Source organism: Mesorhizobium sp. P3_A8 (assembly GCF_056402995.1).
The window spans coordinates 17,877-36,558 of record NZ_JBFUGI010000023.1 but is presented as its reverse complement, the minus strand read 5'-3'; the positions used below and the strand labels follow the sequence as shown (position 1 = coordinate 36,558).

Annotated in this window: 22 protein-coding genes; 10 read left to right on the top strand and 12 right to left on the bottom strand. The window is 63.4% G+C overall.

From position 1 onward, the window contains the following. Positions 1-175 precede the first annotated feature (175 nt). A complete protein-coding gene (locus AC1DX4_RS33545; RefSeq protein ID WP_477224407.1) occupies positions 176-949 on the top strand; it encodes a Bax inhibitor-1/YccA family protein in 774 nt (257 codons plus the stop codon). Between the two features lie 119 nt (positions 950-1,068). Beyond that, positions 1,069-1,641, top strand: coding sequence for an N-acetyltransferase family protein (locus tag AC1DX4_RS33540; protein ID WP_477224406.1), 573 nt, complete (start codon positions 1,069-1,071; stop codon positions 1,639-1,641). A 98-nt stretch (positions 1,642-1,739) separates the two neighbouring features. On the opposite strand, the gene AC1DX4_RS33535 is transcribed toward AC1DX4_RS33540, so the two are convergent. After that, a complete protein-coding gene (locus AC1DX4_RS33535; RefSeq protein ID WP_477224405.1) occupies positions 1,740-2,126 on the bottom strand; it encodes a DUF2794 domain-containing protein in 387 nt (128 codons plus the stop codon). Between the two features lie 635 nt (positions 2,127-2,761). Next, positions 2,762-3,547: a DUF1223 domain-containing protein gene (locus AC1DX4_RS33530; RefSeq protein WP_477224404.1), complete on the bottom strand. Its 786-nt coding sequence runs from the start codon at positions 3,545-3,547 to the stop codon at positions 2,762-2,764. A gap of 178 nt (positions 3,548-3,725) precedes the next feature. On the opposite strand from AC1DX4_RS33530, the gene AC1DX4_RS33525 reads away from it, so the two are divergent. Beyond that, on the top strand, positions 3,726-4,403 hold the full coding sequence (locus AC1DX4_RS33525) for a ceramidase domain-containing protein (RefSeq protein ID WP_477224403.1): 678 nt from the start codon (positions 3,726-3,728) through the stop codon (positions 4,401-4,403). A gap of 94 nt (positions 4,404-4,497) precedes the next feature. Here AC1DX4_RS33525 and acnA read toward each other — a convergent pair whose 3' ends face one another. Next, entirely contained in the window at positions 4,498-7,188 is a 2,691-nt protein-coding gene (gene acnA, locus AC1DX4_RS33520; RefSeq protein WP_477224402.1) for an aconitate hydratase AcnA, read from the bottom strand. 286 nt (positions 7,189-7,474) lie between these two features. On the opposite strand from acnA, the gene ccmA reads away from it, so the two are divergent. The 5 genes from ccmA (at position 7,475) to AC1DX4_RS33495 (ending at position 9,817) form a co-directional block, all read left to right on the top strand. Then, entirely contained in the window at positions 7,475-8,083 is a 609-nt protein-coding gene (gene ccmA / locus AC1DX4_RS33515) for a heme ABC exporter ATP-binding protein CcmA (protein ID WP_477224401.1), read from the top strand. A gap of 193 nt (positions 8,084-8,276) precedes the next feature. Continuing rightward, complete coding sequence (gene ccmB, locus AC1DX4_RS33510) at positions 8,277-8,942, top strand: heme exporter protein CcmB (protein WP_477224400.1); 666 nt, start codon at positions 8,277-8,279, stop codon at positions 8,940-8,942. Further along, positions 8,929-9,078: a hypothetical protein gene (locus tag AC1DX4_RS33505; protein ID WP_477224399.1), complete on the top strand. Its 150-nt coding sequence runs from the start codon at positions 8,929-8,931 to the stop codon at positions 9,076-9,078. The genes ccmB and AC1DX4_RS33505 overlap by 14 nt, the downstream gene beginning before the upstream one ends. Next, complete coding sequence (gene ccmD, locus AC1DX4_RS33500) at positions 9,075-9,242, top strand: heme exporter protein CcmD (RefSeq protein WP_477224398.1); 168 nt, start codon at positions 9,075-9,077, stop codon at positions 9,240-9,242. Before AC1DX4_RS33505 ends, ccmD begins: the two co-directional genes overlap by 4 nt. Next, positions 9,239-9,817, top strand: coding sequence for a DsbE family thiol:disulfide interchange protein (locus tag AC1DX4_RS33495; RefSeq protein WP_477224397.1), 579 nt, complete (start codon positions 9,239-9,241; stop codon positions 9,815-9,817). Before ccmD ends, AC1DX4_RS33495 begins: the two co-directional genes overlap by 4 nt. A gap of 197 nt (positions 9,818-10,014) precedes the next feature. Here AC1DX4_RS33495 and AC1DX4_RS33490 read toward each other — a convergent pair whose 3' ends face one another. Continuing rightward, the gene (locus tag AC1DX4_RS33490; protein ID WP_477224396.1) at positions 10,015-10,179 is read right to left on the bottom strand and encodes a hypothetical protein; all 165 of its coding nucleotides are present in this window, start codon (positions 10,177-10,179) and stop codon (positions 10,015-10,017) included. Between the two features lie 275 nt (positions 10,180-10,454). On the opposite strand from AC1DX4_RS33490, the gene AC1DX4_RS33485 reads away from it, so the two are divergent. Both AC1DX4_RS33485 and AC1DX4_RS33480 read left to right on the top strand, forming a co-directional pair. Next, on the top strand, positions 10,455-11,375 hold the full coding sequence (locus tag AC1DX4_RS33485) for an SMP-30/gluconolactonase/LRE family protein (RefSeq protein ID WP_477224395.1): 921 nt from the start codon (positions 10,455-10,457) through the stop codon (positions 11,373-11,375). Positions 11,376-11,528: 153 nt separating this feature from the next. Beyond that, positions 11,529-11,735: a tautomerase family protein gene (locus AC1DX4_RS33480; protein ID WP_010912352.1), complete on the top strand. Its 207-nt coding sequence runs from the start codon at positions 11,529-11,531 to the stop codon at positions 11,733-11,735. 68 nt (positions 11,736-11,803) lie between these two features. On the opposite strand, the gene AC1DX4_RS33475 is transcribed toward AC1DX4_RS33480, so the two are convergent. The 8 genes from AC1DX4_RS33475 to AC1DX4_RS33440 form a co-directional block, all read right to left on the bottom strand. Continuing rightward, positions 11,804-12,334 carry an NADPH-dependent FMN reductase gene (locus AC1DX4_RS33475; RefSeq protein ID WP_477224394.1) on the bottom strand — a complete coding sequence of 177 codons (531 nt, stop codon included), beginning with the start codon at positions 12,332-12,334 and terminating at the stop codon, positions 11,804-11,806. Between the two features lie 39 nt (positions 12,335-12,373). Continuing rightward, positions 12,374-12,994: a pyridoxamine 5'-phosphate oxidase family protein gene (locus AC1DX4_RS33470; RefSeq protein WP_477224393.1), complete on the bottom strand. Its 621-nt coding sequence runs from the start codon at positions 12,992-12,994 to the stop codon at positions 12,374-12,376. Positions 12,995-13,013: 19 nt separating this feature from the next. Beyond that, positions 13,014-13,688: a septation protein A gene (locus AC1DX4_RS33465; RefSeq protein ID WP_172222168.1), complete on the bottom strand. Its 675-nt coding sequence runs from the start codon at positions 13,686-13,688 to the stop codon at positions 13,014-13,016. Positions 13,689-13,733: 45 nt separating this feature from the next. Continuing rightward, the gene (gene ftsY, locus AC1DX4_RS33460; RefSeq protein ID WP_477224392.1) at positions 13,734-15,533 is read right to left on the bottom strand and encodes a signal recognition particle-docking protein FtsY; all 1,800 of its coding nucleotides are present in this window, start codon (positions 15,531-15,533) and stop codon (positions 13,734-13,736) included. A gap of 12 nt (positions 15,534-15,545) precedes the next feature. Continuing rightward, entirely contained in the window at positions 15,546-16,883 is a 1,338-nt protein-coding gene (gene mtaB / locus AC1DX4_RS33455; protein ID WP_477224391.1) for a tRNA (N(6)-L-threonylcarbamoyladenosine(37)-C(2))-methylthiotransferase MtaB, read from the bottom strand. Next, positions 16,883-17,767: a diaminopimelate epimerase gene (dapF, locus tag AC1DX4_RS33450; RefSeq protein ID WP_477224390.1), complete on the bottom strand. Its 885-nt coding sequence runs from the start codon at positions 17,765-17,767 to the stop codon at positions 16,883-16,885. Before dapF ends, mtaB begins: the two co-directional genes overlap by 1 nt. A 73-nt stretch (positions 17,768-17,840) precedes the next feature. Next, positions 17,841-18,002: a DUF1328 family protein gene (locus tag AC1DX4_RS33445; RefSeq protein ID WP_027059387.1), complete on the bottom strand. Its 162-nt coding sequence runs from the start codon at positions 18,000-18,002 to the stop codon at positions 17,841-17,843. A 97-nt stretch (positions 18,003-18,099) separates the two neighbouring features. After that, the gene (locus AC1DX4_RS33440) at positions 18,100-18,666 is read right to left on the bottom strand and encodes a hypothetical protein (protein ID WP_477224389.1); all 567 of its coding nucleotides are present in this window, start codon (positions 18,664-18,666) and stop codon (positions 18,100-18,102) included. Positions 18,667-18,682: the final 16 nt, after the last annotated feature.

Genomic DNA, 18,682 nt, shown 5'->3' with positions numbered 1-18,682 from the left:
GAAAGCCCGCGAATCGGCCTTTCGGCCTCTCACGAACCGTTACATCCGGTTACGGTCTTGTTCTTGACGCGAATAACCATCATATTTCGCCACAGGCATGCTGGAGTCCCGCCAGCGGCGCCTGGGTCCGCAAGAGGCCCGACACCGGACGGGGCAGAAGCAATAGAGGATTCCAATGGCTGATCCCATTCGCAACTATCAGACGTCGGCGGTGCCCGGCGTCCGCGCCGACATCGATCAGGGTCTGCGCGCCTATATGATCAAGGTCTACAATTTGATGGGGCTTGGCCTCCTCATCACCGGCCTTGCCGCCGTCGGCACGATCATGCTGGCCACCACCACCGATCCGGCCTCGGCTGTCGCAACGCTGCCGAGCGGCGAGATGCTGACGTCCTTCGGCTATGCGATCTTCGGGTCGCCGCTGCGCTGGGTGGTGATGCTGGCGCCGCTGGCCGCCGTGTTCTTCCTGTCGTTCAGGATTCAGTCGATGAGCGTCGCTGCCGCGCAGACGACGTTCTGGGTCTATGCCGGCCTCGTCGGCCTGTCGCTGTCGTCGATCTTCCTGGTCTACACGACGGCCAGCATCTCGCAGACCTTCTTCGCCACCGCCGCCGCCTTCGGCGCGCTGTCGCTGTTCGGTTACACGACCAAGCGCGACCTGACGGCGATGGGTTCGTTCCTGATCATGGGCGTGTTCGGCATCATCATCGCGTCGGTGATCAACATCTTCCTGCAGTCGTCGGCGCTGTCCTTTGCCGTATCGGCGATCGGCGTGCTGGTTTTCGCCGGCCTCACCGCCTACGACACGCAGAAGATCAAGGAGATGTATTTCGAGGGCGATGCTTCCGATGTCGCCGGCCGCAAGGCCATCATGGGCGCGCTGAGGCTCTATCTCGACTTCATCAACCTGTTCATGTTCCTGCTGCAGTTCATGGGCGACCGCCGCTAAGGCTTCGCATCATGGTCTGACTGGACCATAGGTTTTGGAAAGGGCGGCCCAACGGCCGCCCTTTTCTTTTGCCCCGGTGTTTGCTGTTATCGGAGGCAGACAGAAGGCCTGCATAAAAAATGAGCAATATTGTGATTCGGCCGGCCAGCGCGGCCGACCTCGACACCATCACCGAAATCTACGCCGATGCAGTGACACATGGAACGGCGAGCTATGAACTGGAGCCGCCAAGCCGTGCCGAGATGGGCACGCGATTCGACACGCTCACGGCCGGCGGCTTTCCCTATCTGGTGGCGGAAAAGGACGGCGCCGTGCTCGGCTATGCCTATGCCGGCGCCTTCCGGCCACGCCCGGCCTATCGCTTCGTCATCGAGGATTCGGTCTATGTCGCGCCTGAAGCCAAGGGCCAGGGTGTCGGCCTCCAGCTGATGCAGAGCCTGATCGCGGCGGCCGAGGCGGCGGGTTTCCGCCAGATCATCGCGGTGATCGGCGACGGCCATGCCGACAGCGCCTCGGTCAGGCTGCACGAAAAGCTCGGCTTTCGCCATTCGGGCCGGCTCGAAGGCTCCGGCTACAAGCACGGGCGCTGGCTGGACACGGTGTTCATGCAGCTGTCGCTGAACCGCGGGGCGACGTTGCCCCCGGATCCGGCTTCTCTGCCGGAGCGGAAGTTTCGGGGGGAATTGAACTGAGGAATTGAAGAATTTGGGAATTGAAGAACAAAAACCGGCGCTTACATCAGACGCCGAGTGCCATTTTCCTCAATTCCTCAGTTCTCCAATTCCGTAGCTCAAGCCTCCACAACCCTGAGCTTGCTGTCGAACACGCCAAGCACGCGGCCGAGTTCCTGGCCGCGTTTGAGGATGCGGCCGCCGGCGGCGATGACGGCGAAGGCGCCTTGCTTGCGCGCCAGTTTCGGATCCTTGACGATCTGGAACAGCGGCACTTCGCTGGCACGGCGGAAGACGGAAAACACCGCTCTGTCGGTGAGATGATCGATGGCATAGTCACGCCATTCATTGGCGGCGACCATGCGTCCGTAGAGTCTCAGGATCTGGTCCAGTTCACGCCGTTCGAAGCGTACCGGCTGGTCGAGGCGCTCTCTTCGCGCCTCGTGCAGCGGGATCAATATTGCGGATGCGTCACCATCCCCCGTCCCGCCGCTGTCGTCAGTCATGCCTCGATCCTTCAAATGAATCTTTGCCAACCAAAATTGGCCTCTTCGCGCTGCAATTGCAAGAGCCGGCGAAGCGGTGGCGGCGGCGCGCCTTTTCCGTCACGTCCAGTCACGTTTGCAAACCGCATGTTGGAATTGGTGATGCTTCGCCACATTTCTGCCTTTTTTTATCCGCGCTCATGCCCCAATGTCCGACGAATTTACCGGTGTTGCCTGAGACGGTTCGGTCCGGCACCGGCTCGTAAACCCCAAGCCCCCCGCCCACGGGTCTGCGTCGGATCGAACCAACCTCGGTTTTTCCTCGGAAGAATCGGGTGCGACGATCCCAAAACCTAAATGACCGACGTCAGAAGCAAGCTGACGTCGGTTTTTTCATGGGCTGATGCGCTAGGCCTTCCTTCTCCCCTTGTGGGGTGAGCAGCCGGTTCGCGTAGCGAATTCATCGTGCCAGTGGCACGATGAAAGGCCAGCGAACGCCGGGACGCTGCGAAGCAGCGGGGACCCGGCAGGTGGATTGGCCACTACCGGCCCTTCGCAGGCTCAGGGCGTTCGAAGCTCGAAAAGCCAAGCAATTGGCTTTTCGTCCGCTACGCGGACCGCTTCTCACCCCACAAGGGGAGAAGGGAGAGAGCCAATCAAGGCTTGTGAATAAACGCGGCGCCGAGAATGGGACCCGGCATGCCGTCCTTGCCGACCGACTGCAAAAGCACGGCGCAGCCGCCCTTCTTGGTGATCTCGCTCATCGGCAATTCATAGCGCTGCGCCTTGCCGTGCCACATGCCGGCGGTCTGGATGCCGGTGACCGCGTTCCAGTAGGTCATCTTGCGGCCGGAGTTCTCGCCCTGGGCGATCTTGACCGTCTGTGGCTGCTCGAAATAGACGATGACGACATGGGCGTCGCTCGGACCGGTGCCGGCATCGCCGGCGTCAATGATGACGCGGTCGCTGGTGCGGCTGACCTTGACGGGCACGTGCATGCCTTCGCCGGATCTCGCCATGCGGGCGAGTGCGCCGTCAACCTCGCCGCGATTGGCGCCGTTGACGTGCACGCGGCCATTGAGAACCGCCTGTGGCGTATAGACGGAGCGGCTGCCGAAGGAGCGCATGTAGTCATATTGCCGCTCGGTGTTTTCCTTGCGGCTCAGCGTGTCCTTCCAGCCGAGATAGTCCCAGTAGTCGACGTGATAGGAGAGCGCGACGATGTCTTCCTTGGTGGCAAGTTCGGCGAAGAAGGCATCGGCCGGCGGACAGGAACTGCAGCCCTGGCTGGTGAACAGTTCGACCACCCCGAGCGGTTTGTCCTGCTGGGGCTTGTCGGCCTGGATTCGTTCGGCCTCGCCCGCATGGCCGGCACCGGCAGAAGCCGAGAAGGCCAGCGCAAAGGCTGCCAGCCAAAGTGATCTTCGCCAGGCCATGACCATTCCAATTCCCGCCGGTGGCGCCGGCTTTGTTCTGATTGTCTGAAATATGTGGCAGAAGCGGAAGTCAACGGGAAGTCACGTTGAGGTGAAATTTTGCCATTGCAGTTGGAGGTAAGGCCGCAATAGGAGAGACATTGCATTTCACGACGTGTTTCGATTCGGGGACGGCATCATCACCATGTGGCAAACTCTCCTGACCCCCGTCGATCTCTATTGCGAGCGGACCGGCCCTGGACTTTGGGCTGAGCCGACAAATGCTTTGACCAACCTTGCTTTCATTGTCGCGGGATTGTGGGGTGTGCGGGAAGTACGGCGATGCAAGGCCGGCACCTTCGCCGAGGTGCTGGCCTGGTGGGTCGTGGCGATCGGCATCGGCTCGACGATCTTCCATACCTTTGCCACCAAGGGCACGATCTGGGTCGATATCCTGCCGATCGCCGGCTTCACGCTCGCTTACACGCTGTTCAATCTGCGCCGCTTCCTCGGCATGGACTGGGGCAAGGCGATTGCGGTCTTCGTCGTCTTCTATCCGGTGGCCGGCGCCATAACCTTCGCCGTGCCGGACTGGCTGCGCCAGGCGTCGAACGGCACGACGGGCTACCTGCCGCCGTTCCTGGCGCTCGCCTTCTTCGGCATTTGGGTGACGGCAAGCGGCAACCGGGCCGGCTTGTACAATCTGGCGGGGTCGGCGATCTTCGTGGTGTCCGTCATCTGCCGCATGATCGACCCGATGGTCTGCGGCAGCTTTCCGCTCGGCACGCACTTCCTGTGGCACATCTTCAACGGGCTGATGTTGGGGGTGCTGCTGGCGGCGACGGCGCGATTTGGAGCGCCGAAAGTAGGCAGTAGGCAGTAGGGCGGTAGGGCAGTAGGGCAGTAGGGCAGTAGGGCAGTAGGGTGTCTGCTTCCTTGCCCTACTCCCTTACTGCCCTACTGCCTTATTCCCTTACCTACGCTGCCAGATCGCGCAGCACGTATTGCAAGATGCCGCCGTTCTTGAAGTAGTCGAGCTCGTCCAGCGTATCGATGCGGCAGATGATCGGCACGTTCTTCACCGTGCCGTCGCCATAGGTGACCTTGGCGGTCATCGTCTGGCGCGGCTTGATGCTGCTCAGCCCGTCGATCTCGACCAGTTCGTCACCCCTGAGGTTGAGCGAGGCCCATGAGGTGCCGTCCTCGAAGACGAAGGGGATGACGCCCATGCCGACCAGGTTCGAGCGATGGATGCGCTCGAAGGACTGGGCGATGACGGCGCGGACGCCAAGCAGGTTGGTGCCCTTGGCTGCCCAGTCGCGCGACGAGCCGTTGCCGTATTCGACACCGGCGAAGATGACCAGCGGCACGCCTTCCTTCTTGTACTCCATCGCGGCGTCGTAGATCGATTCCTCTTCCTTCGACGGATAGTGGATGGTGTAGCCGCCCTCGCGGCCGTTCTCGCCCAGCATGTGGTTGCGGATGCGGATGTTGGCGAAGGTGCCGCGCATCATCACCTCATGGTTGCCGCGCCGCGTGCCGTACTGGTTGAAGTCGGCAACGCCGACGCCGTGGTCGGTGAGGTATTTGCCGGCCGGCGAGGCGGCCTTGATCGAACCCGCCGGCGAGATGTGGTCGGTGGTGATCTTGTCGCCGAAGAGTCCCAGCACGCGCGCGCCCTTGATGTCGCCGATCTTGCCGAAACCGGCGGTCATGCCGGCGAAATAGGGCGGGTTCTGCACATAGGTCGAGTTGTCGTCCCAGGCATAGGTCTGGCCTTCCGGCGCCTGCACCTTCTGCCAGTGCTCGTCACCCTTGAAGACGTCGGCATATTTGCGGGCGAACAGCTCGCGGGTGACGTTCTTCTCGATGAACTCCTGGATCTCGGCCGAGCTCGGCCAGATGTCCTTGAGGTAGACCGGATTGCCGTTCTTGTCCTCGCCGAGCGGTTCGGTGGTGAGGTCCTTGGTGACGGTCCCGGCCAGCGCATGGGCTACGACCAGGGGCGGCGACGCCAGGTAGTTGGCCTGCACGTCGGGCGAGACGCGGCCTTCGAAGTTGCGGTTGCCGGAAAGCACCGCGGCAGCGATCAGGCCCTTGTCGTTGATGGTTTTCGAGATCGGCGCCGGCAGCGGGCCGGAATTGCCGATGCAGGTGGTGCAGCCGAAGCCGACCAGGTTGAAGCCGATCTGGTCGAGCTCCTTCTGCAGGCCGGATTTTTCGAGATATTCGGCAACCACCTGGCTGCCGGGGGCGAGAGAGGTCTTCACCCACGGCTTCTGCTTGAGGCCGAGGCGGTTGGCGTTGCGGGCCAACAGGCCGGCGCCGATCAGCACGCTCGGGTTCGAGGTGTTGGTGCACGAGGTGATGGCGGCGATGACGACGTCGCCATGGCCGAGGTCATGGTCGGTGCCTTCGACGGCATAACGCTTGTGGATTTCGGCTGCCTTCTTGTATTCGGTCTCCATCGCCTTGGCGAAGCCTTCCGGAATGCCTTCCAGCGCGACACGGCCTTCGGGGCGCTTGGGGCCGGCCATCGACGGCACGACGCTACCAAGCTCAAGCTCGAGCAGATCAGTGAAGACCGGGTCGGCGGAGCCGGTGTCGCGCCACAGGCCTTGCGCCTTGGAATAGGCCTCGACCAGCGCGATGCGATCCTCGCTGCGGCCGGACATTGTGAGGTAGCGGATGGTCTCGCTATCAACCGGGAAGAAGCCGCAGGTGGCGCCATATTCGGGCGCCATGTTGCCGATGGTGGCACGGTCGGCCAGCGTCATGTTGGACAGGCCCGGGCCGAAGAATTCGACGAACTTGCCGACGACGCCCTTCTTGCGCAGCATCTGGGTGACGGTGAGCACGAGGTCGGTGGCGGTGACGCCTTCCTTGAGCTTGCCGGTGAGGCGGAAGCCGATGACTTCGGGCAAAAGCATGGAGACCGGCTGGCCGAGCATGGCCGCCTCGGCCTCGATGCCGCCGACGCCCCAGCCGAGCACGCCAAGGCCGTTGATCATGGTGGTGTGCGAATCGGTGCCGACGCAGGTGTCGGGATAGGCCGTGGTTTCGCCGTCCTCGCTGTTGGTCCACACGACCTGGCCGAGATATTCGAGGTTGACCTGGTGGCAGATGCCGGTGCCGGGCGGCACGACGCGGAAGTTGCGGAACGCCTGCTGGCCCCATTTGAGGAACTTGTAGCGCTCCTCGTTGCGCTCATATTCGAGCTCGACATTGCGGGCAAAGGCCATCGGCGTGCCGAACTCGTCGACGATGACGGAGTGGTCGATGACGAGGTCGACGGGAACCAGCGGGTTGATCTTCTGCGGATCACCGCCGAGCGAGGCCATGGCGTCACGCATGGCGGCGAGATCGACCACGGCCGGAACGCCGGTGAAATCCTGCATCAGCACGCGGGCCGGGCGATAGGCGATCTCGACGCCGGCGGTGCCCTTGTCGGTGAGCCAGCCGGCGACCGCCTGGATCGATTCCTTGGTGACGGAGCGGCCGTCCTCGTTGCGCAGCAGGTTTTCCAGCAGCACCTTCATCGAATAGGGCAGCTGGGCGATGCCGGTGAGGCCGTTCTTCTCGGCCTCGATGAGGTCGAAATAGGCATATTCGGTGCCGCCCGCGGTCAGCGTGCGACGGCAATTGAAACTATCGAGGGATTTTGACACGTGCGGTCCGTCCTTGTCTGTTCAGCCTGAAAGGGAACGGACGCCGATGGCATGCAATCACGCGCAAAGGTGCGGGTACGGCCATTTCCGCTGTCCGTTCCCAAGCAACCCGAGCCGTTCAAGGCGGCGCGTGCGCTGGTTCGGCGCAAATTCTTCTTCCCGTGCCGACCGCTGGCACGGATGACCCGCATATAGAGAATTTTCTGGAATAGTTCTAGACAGTCGGAGAGCAAATTTGTGCGATGCGGCAGCGCTCGCGAAACATTGTTTTCAGGGCAGGCGAGGGATGCGGCTTATCGCCGAAAATCTGGGCGGCGAACGCGGCGGCGAGCCGGTTTTTTCCGGCATCGGTTTTGCGCTCGGTCAGGGCCAGGCGCTGGTCGTCACCGGGCCGAACGGATCCGGCAAATCGACCCTATTGAGGATCATTGCCGGGCTGCTGCCGGTGGCGGAGGGCCGGTTGCTGCTCGAAGGCGGTGGCGAGGCGTTTCCGTCTGTTGCCTCGGCCTGTCACTACCTTGGTCACCAGAACGCGATGAAGCCGGCGCTCAGCGTGACGGAAAATTTGCGCTTCTGGCGCGATTTCAATGGCGGTGGCGATTCGAGCGTCGATGAGGCGCTGGAGACGGTTGGGCTTGATGGCATTGGTCATCTGCCGTTTGGGTATCTCTCGACCGGGCAAAGGCGGCGCGCGGCGATCGCGAAGCTTTTGGTCAGCCATAGGCCGCTATGGCTGCTCGATGAGCCGACAGCGGGACTGGACAAGGCTTCGGAGGCGCGGTTTGCGGGGCTGATGACGAAGCATTGTGCTGGGGGTGGGATGATTGTCGCGGCGACGCATTTGCCGCTGGGGTTGGACGGGGCGACGGAATTGAGGATGGGGGAAACGGATTGATGACGGTGCGAGGCACCCCCCTCTGTCCTGCCGGACATCTCCCCCGCAAGGGGGGAGATCAGATGTTGTCTCGGCCTTCGCCAATCTCCAACGTTCGAAGGCTGGCGAGGCGTATGAACTGCCAATCTCCCCCCTTGCGGGGGAGATGTCCGGCAGGACAGAGGGGGGTGCCTGGGCGCAGACATCTCGAATCATGCTAGCCCTCTTCCTCCGCGACATCCGTCTCAACATCCGCGCCGGCGGCGGGGCGTTGACCGGCGTCATCTTCTTCCTCGCCGTCATCGCCACCATTCCGTTCGGCGTCGGCCCCGACCTCAAGCTGCTTTCGCGCATCGGTCCGGCGATCCTGTGGATCGGGGCGCTGCTGTCCTGCCTGCTCGGCCTCGACCGGCTGTTCCAGGCCGATCGCGAGGACGGCTCGCTCGATCTGCTGGTGCTCGGCAATGACCGGCACATGCTGGCGCTGACCGTGCTGGTCAAATGCCTGGCGCATTGGGCGGGCAGCGTGCTGCCGCTGGTCATCGCCGCGCCGCTGCTCGGCCTGTTCATGAATATGGAGCCGCTGGCCATCGGCGCCACCGCGCTCACACTTCTGGTTGGCACGCCGGCGATCACCTTCATCGGTGCCGCGGGTGCCGCGGTGGCAGTGGCGCTGCCGCGTGGCGGGCTGTTGATCTCGGTACTGGTGCTGCCGCTGACCATTCCGGTGCTGATCTTCGGCGTTTCGGCGAGCTATGGCGCGACGGCCAATCCCGATCCCTTCCTGCAGCCCTTCCTCATTCTTGCCGCGCTGACGTTGTTTCTTGCGGTGCTCGGCCCAGTCTCGGCGGCGCTGGCGCTGCGGCATGGAACAGATTGATGTGGCCGCACAAGCCTGGAGCCGCGACGCGGCGTCCGATTGCGAAGCCGGTGGCGCGAGGCTAAGGGAAGGCATGTTTGAATTGGGCGACAGGATCCGTCTGGAAAGCGGCGCTTCGGCGGGGCCTGCCGCATGAGCGCACACGCCCTTTATGTCACCGCCGCCTATGGCATCACTGCGATCGTGCTGGCTGGGCTGATCGGCTGGATCCTGTTCGACCAGCGGGCGCGCAAGCGCGAGCTCGCCGAACTGGAAGCCGCCGGCGTGCGCCGGCGTTCCGACAAGGTCGCCAAGCAATGAGTTCAGAGACGGAAACCCCGACGCGCGGTCGCCGCCTGTTCGTGCTGTTGCCGCTGCTGGTCTTTCTCGGCCTGGCCGGCCTGTTCCTGTCGCAACTGCTTTCTGGCCGCGATGTCTCGGAAGTGCCGTCGGCGCTGATCGGATTGCCGGCGCCGCCGACCAATCTGCCGGCGCTGGACGGGTCAAACCTGCCAGGGCTCGATTCCAGGGCGTTTGCCGGCAAGGTCACGCTGGTCAATGTGTTTGCGTCATGGTGCGCGCCGTGCCGGGAAGAGCACCCGGTGCTGTTGGCGCTGTCGCAGGACAAGCGCTTCGTGATGACGGCGCTGAACTACAAGGACCGGTCGGAAAATGCCCGCCGGTTCCTCGGCGATCTCGGCAATCCGTTCCAGGCGATCGGCGTCGATGAAGCCGGCCGTACGGCGATCGACTGGGGTGTTTACGGCGTGCCGGAGACCTTCGTCATCGGCAAGGACGGCAGAATAGCCTACAAGCATGTCGGCCCGCTGACGGCGGAGTCGGCGCGGGATTTATTGCTACCACAGATAGAAAAGGCGCTGGCGGTTTCGGGTTAGGCGCTGGCGCCAGACCCCCTCATCCGGCCGCTGCGCGGCCACCTTCTCCCCGTGGGGGAGAAGAGATGACGCCGGCGCTGACCAGCTCCTCTCCCCTCGGGGAGAGGTCGGATTGCCCCGAATTGCCTTTGCAATTCGGTTTCGGCAATCCGGGTGACGGGACAATGCCCCGCTGTCCGGAAAACCGACTGGAAAGATCAGCCGTAGATCTGCTTGTGGATCTGGTAGAGCATTTCCGAGCGGTCGGCACGCATGTCGGCCAGATCGCGGCTGGAGAAGCTGTCGATTTCGGCGACGAGGCGGTTGTAGTGCTTGCGCTTGGCGATGCTGCTGCGAGCGCGGGTCATGAGATCGAAGATCATAGCAAGGGTTCCTTCTGTGCCGCATTCTGGCGGCCGGTTCTTCCTCCCTTGGTCAGTACGGAACATGACATAGTAATGGTGCGTTGCAAAAAGAAGATGTTGCAATGCACCATTGCACGCAGCGCATAGCCGGTTAATCGAGTCCTAAGGCGAGCCAGCCCTGGTCGCGCGGCTGGCTCCTCTCCGTTTTGTCATACAAATTGCGAAGGCCCCGTCTTGCCAGATCGATCGCGGGCTGGCTTGATCCGGCGTCACCTGATGCCGGGAGGAAATGCATGGCGGCCGAAGATTATTACGAAATTCTCGATCCGCGCTTCGCGCGCCTGTTCAACGGCAACGCGCAGGTGGAGAAGCTGTTCACCGGATGCCGCTGGGCGGAAGGGCCGGCCTGGTTCGCCGCCGGCCGCTACGTCGTCTGGTCCGACATTCCGAACAACCGCATGCTGCGCTACGACGAGACGGACGGCAGCGTCAGCGTCTTCCGGCAGCCGTCAGGCAATTCCAACGGCAACACCGTCGACCGGCAAGGCCGGCTGGTCACTTGCGAGCATTCGGGCCGCCGCGTCAGCCGCACCGAGCATGACGGCTCGGTCACCACCATTGCCGCCAAGTGGAAGGGCAAGCGGCTGAATTCGCCCAACGATGCGGTGGTGAAGTCCGACGGCTCGATCTGGTTCACCGACCCGACCTATGGCATCGACACCGACTATGAGGGCGACAAGGCCGAGAGCGAGATCGGCGCCTGCCATGTCTACCGGGTCGATCCCGATACCGGCGAGATCGAGGCCGTCATCACCGACATGGTGAGACCCAACGGGCTTGCCTTCTCGGTCGACGAGAGCCTGCTCTATGTCGTCGACACCGGCCGTACGCATGGCGCTGAAAACCCGGCGCATATGCGGGTGTTCAATGTCGGCAAGCACGGCAAGAAGGTGTCCGGCGGCAAGGTCTTCGCCGACTGCACGGCCGGCCTGTTCGACGGCTTCCGGCTCGACGTGGACGGGCGCATCTGGACGAGTGCCGCCGACGGCATCCACTGCTACGATCCGGACGGCACGCTGATCGGCAAGATCAAGGTGCCGGAGGTGACCGCCAATTGCGTGTTCGGCGGCGCCAAGCTGAACTGCCTCTACATCGCCGGCACCACCTCGCTCTATTCGGTGCGGTTGATGGTGAACGGGGCCAAGACTTTTTGAGGCTGCTTCGAACTTTTCTCTGGCGGGCCTTGATGGCGTTTCTACGCATGCCCGTGGCGCCACGGCTGCCGGCACCGCCACCATTCAGTTCGCCCGAGGGGATATCGAAGCAGTCTCTTGCCGGAAACCAGCACAATTCAAGGGGAGGACGTCATGCCATTCGTCAACATCCGCATCGTCAAGGAAGTGATCGCCGCCGATCCGGCAGGCAAGAAGGCTGATATCGCCAAAAAAGTCACGGCGGCCATCATGGAGGCCACTGGGCTCGGCAATGACGATGTCTGGGTGGTTTTCGAGGAGGTCAACGCCCGCGATTGGTATGTCGGCAAGACCGATGTCGAGACGTTGAGGAAGGGGTAGTCGGCTGCAGCCGTAGTGCGAACGTTATGAAAGGCTGGCGGGACACCCATCGCATGGTGGCCGCGGGCTCAACGCGTGCGGATGAACTCCGTGAAACCCTGCACCGCATCGCGCATCGCCAGCACATTCGCGGGCTCAGCCAAAATCGCCTCCACCTCCGGCGGCTTCTTCCCCAACAGCGCAATCTCCAGCCCGTCGTCATACATCGCGAACGACATCGTCCGCATGATCTCGGCCAAGGCGGCGCGGGCGAACAGCGAACGTGGCGAGGCGTGCGCCAGCATGGCCGGTTTGGCGACGGCGGCGTCGCGCGAGACCAGCCAGTCGAGCGCGTTCTTCAGCCCGCCCGGCACGCCATGGGCATATTCGGGACAGGAGACGATGATGCCGTCAGCGCTGGTGACGGCGTCGATCAGGTATGCCGCTTCGCGCGGTGTCCGCTCGCCCTCGTCGTCGGGGTTGAAGATCGGCAGCCGGCCAAGCCCGTCATAGACAGTGACGCGGCAGCCAGTCGGCGCGTTGCGCGCCAGTGCCGCGACCAGGGCCGAATTGGTGGAGGCCGCGCGCAGGCTGCCGGAGATGGCGAGGATGTTCAGCAAGGTGTGGAGCCAGTTCGGACGAATCGTCGTCCCGAAATCCTACCACATGGTCTGCTTGTAATCGTCGTCCAGCCAGCGGTCGGTCGCCTCGACGGAGTCGGCGAGCGCCAGCTGGTCGCGCAGGATCTGACCGAGCGTCGGCAGCGTCGCGCGGTCGTACCAGCTCTCCGGCTTCCACAGATCGGAGCGCATGAAGGCCTTGGCGCAGTGCATGTAGGCGGCCTTGACGGCGACGACGATGACGCTTTGCGGCTCCTTGCCGTCGACCGCCAGGCGCTCGCGCAAACTGGCGTCGACGGTGATGCGGGCATCGCCATTGATGCGCAGCGTCTCGTTCATGCCGGGGATGAGGAAGAGCAGGCCGACCGAGGGATTGCGCAGGATGTTTTCCAGCGTGTCCAGCCGGTTGTTGCCGGGCCGGTCGGGGATGGCGATGGTCCGGTCGTCGAGAATGGCGGCGAAGCCGGGCTTGTCGCCCTTGGGCGTCACGTCGGCATTGCCTTCGCCGTCGGAGGAGCCGATCAGCACGAACGGGCTCTTGCCGATGAAGGAGCGGCAATGGCCGTCGAGTGCCTTCAGTTCCTTGCGGATCGATCCATCGGTCGGGCGCGGCGTCTTGTAGATCGTCCTCAATTCCTCGCGCGTGGAGACAAATTCCATGGCTCTCCCCCTATTTTGACTACTTGCCGGGCTTTTCTTCCCCGCTCGCCTTGTCGTCCAGCGAATGATGCAGGATCAGCGGCATCTGGCTGAAGGTGAACAGAAGCGTGATCGGCATGATGCCCCAGACCTTGAAGGTAACCCAGGCGTCGGTGGAAAAATTGCGCCACACCACTTCGTTGACGACGGCCAGGAAGATAAAGAACAGGCCCCAGCGGAAGGTGAGTTTCCGCCAGCCTTCGGCATCGAGCTTGAAGGCGGAATCGAAGACATAGCCAAGCAGCGACCTGCCGAAATAGAGGCCGCCGAGCAGCACGCCGCCGAACAGCGTGTTGACGATGGTCGGCTTCATCTTGATGAAGATGTCGTCCTGCAGATAGAGCGTCAGCGCGCCGAAAATGAAGACGACGACGCCTGACACCATCGGCATGATCGGCAAGGTGCGCGTCAGCAGCCACGAGGCGATCAGCGCGATAGCCGTGGCGGCCATGAACAGGCCGGTGGCGACGAAGATCGGGCCGCCGAATTCACCGAGAACGGGGAATTTCTGCACCAGCCATTCGCCGCGCGCATTGGCGAAGAAGAAGACCAGCAGGGGTCCCAGCTCCAGCACCAGCTTGAGCACGGGATTGACGCCTTCCTTCTTCTCTTTCTGCGGGTCGGACGGATCGCGTTCGAGAATGGGTGGGTTCATGATCTTCCTTCTTACACACGGTCCCGCTCAAAAGGGATCATGCCGTTACGCCACTCCGGCGATCGCCCTGGCGAATTCGCTTGCGGAGAAAGGTTCGAGGTCGTCGACCTGTTCGCCGACGCCGATGAAATAGACCGGCAATTTGTGCTTTGCCGCGATTGCTACAAGAATACCGCCGCGCGCCGTGCCGTCCAGCTTGGTCATCACCAGGCCGTTGACGCCGGCGATGTTGCGGAAGATCTCGACCTGGTTGAGCGCATTCTGGCCGGTGGTGGCGTCGACCGTCTGCAGCACGGTGTGCGGCGCTTCCGGATCGAGCTTGCCGAGCACGCGGACGATCTTTTCCAGTTCCGCCATCAGCTCGGTCTTGTTTTGCAGCCGGCCGGCGGTGTCGATGATCAGCACGTCGGAGCCTGCCTCTTTCGCCTTCTCGAAGGCATCATAGGCTAGGCCGGCGGCATCGGCGCCGATCTTGGAGGCGATGACAGGCGATTTGGTCCGCTCGCCCCAGATCTTCAGCTGTTCGATCGCGGCGGCGCGAAAGGTGTCGCCAGCGGCGAGCATCACCGACAGGCCGCCATCGGTGAGTTTTGCCGCCAGCTTGCCGATGGTCGTGGTCTTGCCGGTACCGTTGACGCCGACCACCAGGATGACATGCGGCTTGTGCGAGAGATCGAGCTCCAGCGGCCGGGCGACAGGGGTCAGCACCTTCTCCACCTCGGCCGCCATGACGGTGCGGACATCCGTATCGGAGACGTCCTTGCCGTAGCGGCTGGCGGCCAGCGCGTCGGTGATACGAAGCGCGGTCTCCATGCCGAGGTCGGCGCGGATCAGCACATCCTCGAGGTCCTGCAGCGTCTCTTCGTCGAGCTTGCGCTTGGTGAAGACGCCGGCGATGTTGCCGGTGAGTTCGCGCGACGAACGGGCAAGACCGTCCCGCATGCGCTGGAACCAGGAGCGCCTCGGCGCCGGCTCCGGTGCTTTTACCGGCTCGGCCTTCTGCTCGACCTTTTTGGTGACGGTCACCTTGCCGGGAGCGGGTTTCGGCTCCGGCAGGGGTTGTGGCGCAGGTGGCGGGATGGGCTGCGGCTCGGGCGCGATCTCGGCAATGACGGGCTGCGGCGCGACCGGCGCCGGCTGGCGAATGGGCGGGGCGATTTCCGCTGCCGGGGCTTCCGGCGACACCTCGATGGTTGGCGCTTCCTCTTCGATGTCCGCAGGAGGAGGCGCGGCGCCAGCCGCTGAAGCTGGCTGCACTGAAGTCTCTGCCGATGGCGGCACTTCAACTGGTATCTCAACCGGAATCTCGGCAGGCGGGGCCGGCACTTCCATCGGCGCCGGTGCGGGCTGCCTTTCCGGGCGCGGCGGCGCAATCTCCGGCTCGGCCGGCGCGGGAGCAGGGACTTCTTGCGGCTGCGGTTCCGGCGTGGGTTCCGGAGCAGGCGTGGGGAGCGGAATTTCCTCAGGTGCCGGCTGCTCTGGGGTCTCTGGAGCGGGTGCCGGTTCCTCTTTCGGCGCGGGCTCCGGCAGTGGTTCCGGTTCGGACGGTACAGTCGGCTCAGGCGTTGGCGGGATGATCGGAGAGGGCTCGGGTACTGGTTCTTCGACAGGCGTCGGTTCCGGCTGCAGCGCTACAACAGGCTCGACCGCCGGTGCCGGCACGACCTCTGCCTCGGGCACAGGCTCGCCGCGCTTCAAGAACTCCGGAACAACCTGTTCGGCCGCCGGCTTCAGCGCATCGAGCTGGTCCCATTTGATCGGCGGCAGGGGCGCGGTCTCGTCGACGCGCTCTTCGACAATTTCTTTCTTGCCGAACGAAAATATCTTCTTGAAAAAACCAGCCATGCTTTGCGTTTCTCAGGCGGCGCGTGCGGCAAGCGGGGCTGCGATCAGCCTGATACCATCGTGGCCAGTAATTGTCGCTTCGACGATTTCGCCCGGCGTGCCGGTGCCGAGCGCGGCAAGCGTGAAGCCTTCGGTGCGGCCAAGGCCGTCGCGTTCGACCAGGATCGACTGACGGGTGCCGGGCAGCGAGGACAGATGGCGCCGATACGCGGCCTCACCGGCGGTACGCAGCCGAGCGGCGCGTTGCTTGACCACTTCGCGGCGCAGCTGCGGCATGCGCGCGGCGGGAGTGCCCTCGCGCGGTGAAAACGGGAACACGTGGAGGTGGGTCAGGCCGCATTCCTGGACGATTTTTTCCGAGTTCTCGAACATGGCGTCGGTCTCGGTCGGGAAGCCGGCAATGATGTCGGCGCCGAAGACGATTGCGGGGCGCAATTTTCGCACATCCTCGCAGAAACGGATGGACTGGTCGCGCAAATGGCGGCGTTTCATGCGTTTCAGGATCATGTCGTCGCCCGATTGCAGCGACAGATGCAGATGCGGCATCAGCCTGGGTTCGGTGGCGATGGCGTCGAGCAGATCGTCGTCGGCTTCGATCGAATCGATCGACGACAGCCGCAGGCGTTTTACGTCGGGCACCTGCTTGAGAATCGTCTTCACCAGCTTGCCGAGTTTCGGTGCGCCCGGCAGGTCGGCGCCGAAAGACGTCATGTCGACACCGGTCAGAACGATCTCTGCATAACCGTTGCCGGCCAGCCGCTTGACCTGTTCGACGACGGCGCCCATCGGCACCGAGCGCGAATTGCCGCGGCCGTATGGGATGATGCAGAAGGTGCAACGGTGGTCGCAGCCATTCTGCACCTGAACGAAGGCGCGCGCCCGGCCCTCGATGGCGTCGACCATATGGCCGGCGGTCTCGCGCACCGAGAAAATGTCGTTGACGCGGGCCTTCTCGGTGTCGTTGACGCCGAAATCCGGCAGCGCGCGATAGGAGTGCGCCTTCAGCTTCTCTTCATTGCCGAGGACGAGGTCGACCTCGTCCATGGCGGCGAATTTTTCAGGCTCGGTCTGGGCGGCGCAGCCGGTGACGATGATGCGCGCCTGCGGGTTGTCGCGGCGCGCCTTGCGGATCGCCTGCCTGGCCTGGCGCACCGCTTCGCCGGTGACGGCGCAGGTGTTGAAGATCACGGCGCCGCCTTCCAGCGTCCCGAGCCCGGCGCTTTCGGCCTCGCGCCGCATCACTTCGGATTCATAGGTGTTCAGTCGGCAGCCGAAGGTCACCACGTCAATGCGGCTGGCGGCCTCGGAGAGCGAATCCTCGTAGGCCGGGCTCTTCGACAGAGCCGACATCAGGCCGCGCTTTCGGTGTCGCGGGCCCAAATGCCGGTCGAGGGATCGAAGCTGCCGGAAAATTCCCATTCTGCGGCACCGGTCAGGATGACGTGGTCGTCGTCGCGCCATTCGACATGCAGCGTGCCGCCGCCCGGGGTCAGCAGGTTGACGCTGCGGCCGGTCCGCCTGGTGCGGGCCGCGGCCACCACGGCGGCACAGGAGGCCGAGCCGCAGGCCTTGGTCAGGCCGGCGCCGCGCTCCCAGGTGCGGATGATCATGGTTTCGGGCGAAGTCACCTGCGCGATGGTGATGTTGGCGCGCTCGGGGAAGATCGGGTGGTTCTCGAGCAGCGGACCGAAGCGTTCGAGCTCATAGGACCAGACGTCGCGGTCGACCCAGAAGATGGCGTGTGGATTGCCCATCGAGACGGCGGAGGGCGAATGCAGCACCGGCGCGTCGATCGGGCCGATCTGCAATTCGATCATGCGGGTGTCGCGGAACTCTTCCGCCAGCGGAATCTCCTGCCAGCCGAAATGCGGCATGCCCATGTCGACCGAGATCGAGCCATCGGCATGTTCCCGGGCATTGAGAATGCCGGCGCGGGTCTCGAAGGTGAAGGTCTTTTGCCCGGTCTCGGCGGCGAGCGCCTGGACGACGCAACGCATGCCGTTGCCGCAGGCCTGCGCACTGGTGCCGTCGGAATTCAGGATGTCGACATAGTAGGCGGTGCCCGGCGTCTTCGCATCATGGATCGCCATGATCTGGTCGAAGCGTGTCGCGGCATCGGCGTTCAGCGCAAGCGCGGCGGCCGCCGTCACCTGATCGGCACGGCCACGCATGTCGGCAACGATGATCTCGTTGCCGATGCCGTTCATCTTGGCGAAAGGGGCAGTGCTTGCCATTGCTCCGCGAAATTCCGTGTCCGTTTGGCGCTATATGGCGGAAACGGGCAGGAATTACCAGTGCGCAGGCGTTTTACGTGACGGCGAAAATGCCGAGCACCACCAGCAGGAAGATGACCAGAACGATGCCGATGAGGACGCGCGCGCCGGTGGCGGCCGCACCCGCCAGCGCCGGCATGCCGAGCAGGCTCGCCGCGGCGGCGACGATGAGCAGAATGATGATCCATTTGATCATGGGAATGCCTCGCAAACCGACAGATTTTAAAACCGCATGAAAACGCGGCTGTCGTGCTTGGGTTCCGTAGGCTGCGAGGCTATGTCCCTGGCAAAAACTAGCCGGCGATCTCGATGTCGGTGCTGAACGGTGCCGTCTTGGTCGAGTTCTGGTCATGCATGAGGAAGTTGCACTTGTATTTCCCGGCCGGCAGGCCATCGAGGGACAGGTCGAGCTTGAAGAAGAGTTCGCGGTTGTGCGAGCGGGAGGCGACCTGAACGCTGCCGATCTTCTCGAACGTGCCCAAAGCTTCGCCTGAGTCGGAAAGCACGGTGAGGTCGACGGCAAGCGCGATCTGGCTGTTGCCGAGGCCGTCCGAGCCGTAACCGTAGCCGACAGGCTCCATGTAGAGCACGACCTTCTCGCCTGGCTTATAAATGTGATTGGGGCGTTCACTGTAGATGCCGAAGCCGCCGGCCGAGTCGACCTGTTTGACGTTCTGCACGGCAAGTGGCATCGCTTGCCACAACGCCTCCTCGGCACTGCGGAATTTCTCCAGCGCGCCGGCGCCATCGCCGGCTTGCAGCGCCTTTTCGGCTTCGGCGGCATGATCGGCGATTTCCCCTGCGAAAGCCGCCGGCGCCGAAATTGCCAGCGCCATCAGAGCTGCAACGATCGATTTCATCTGAAGTCCCCCTTTT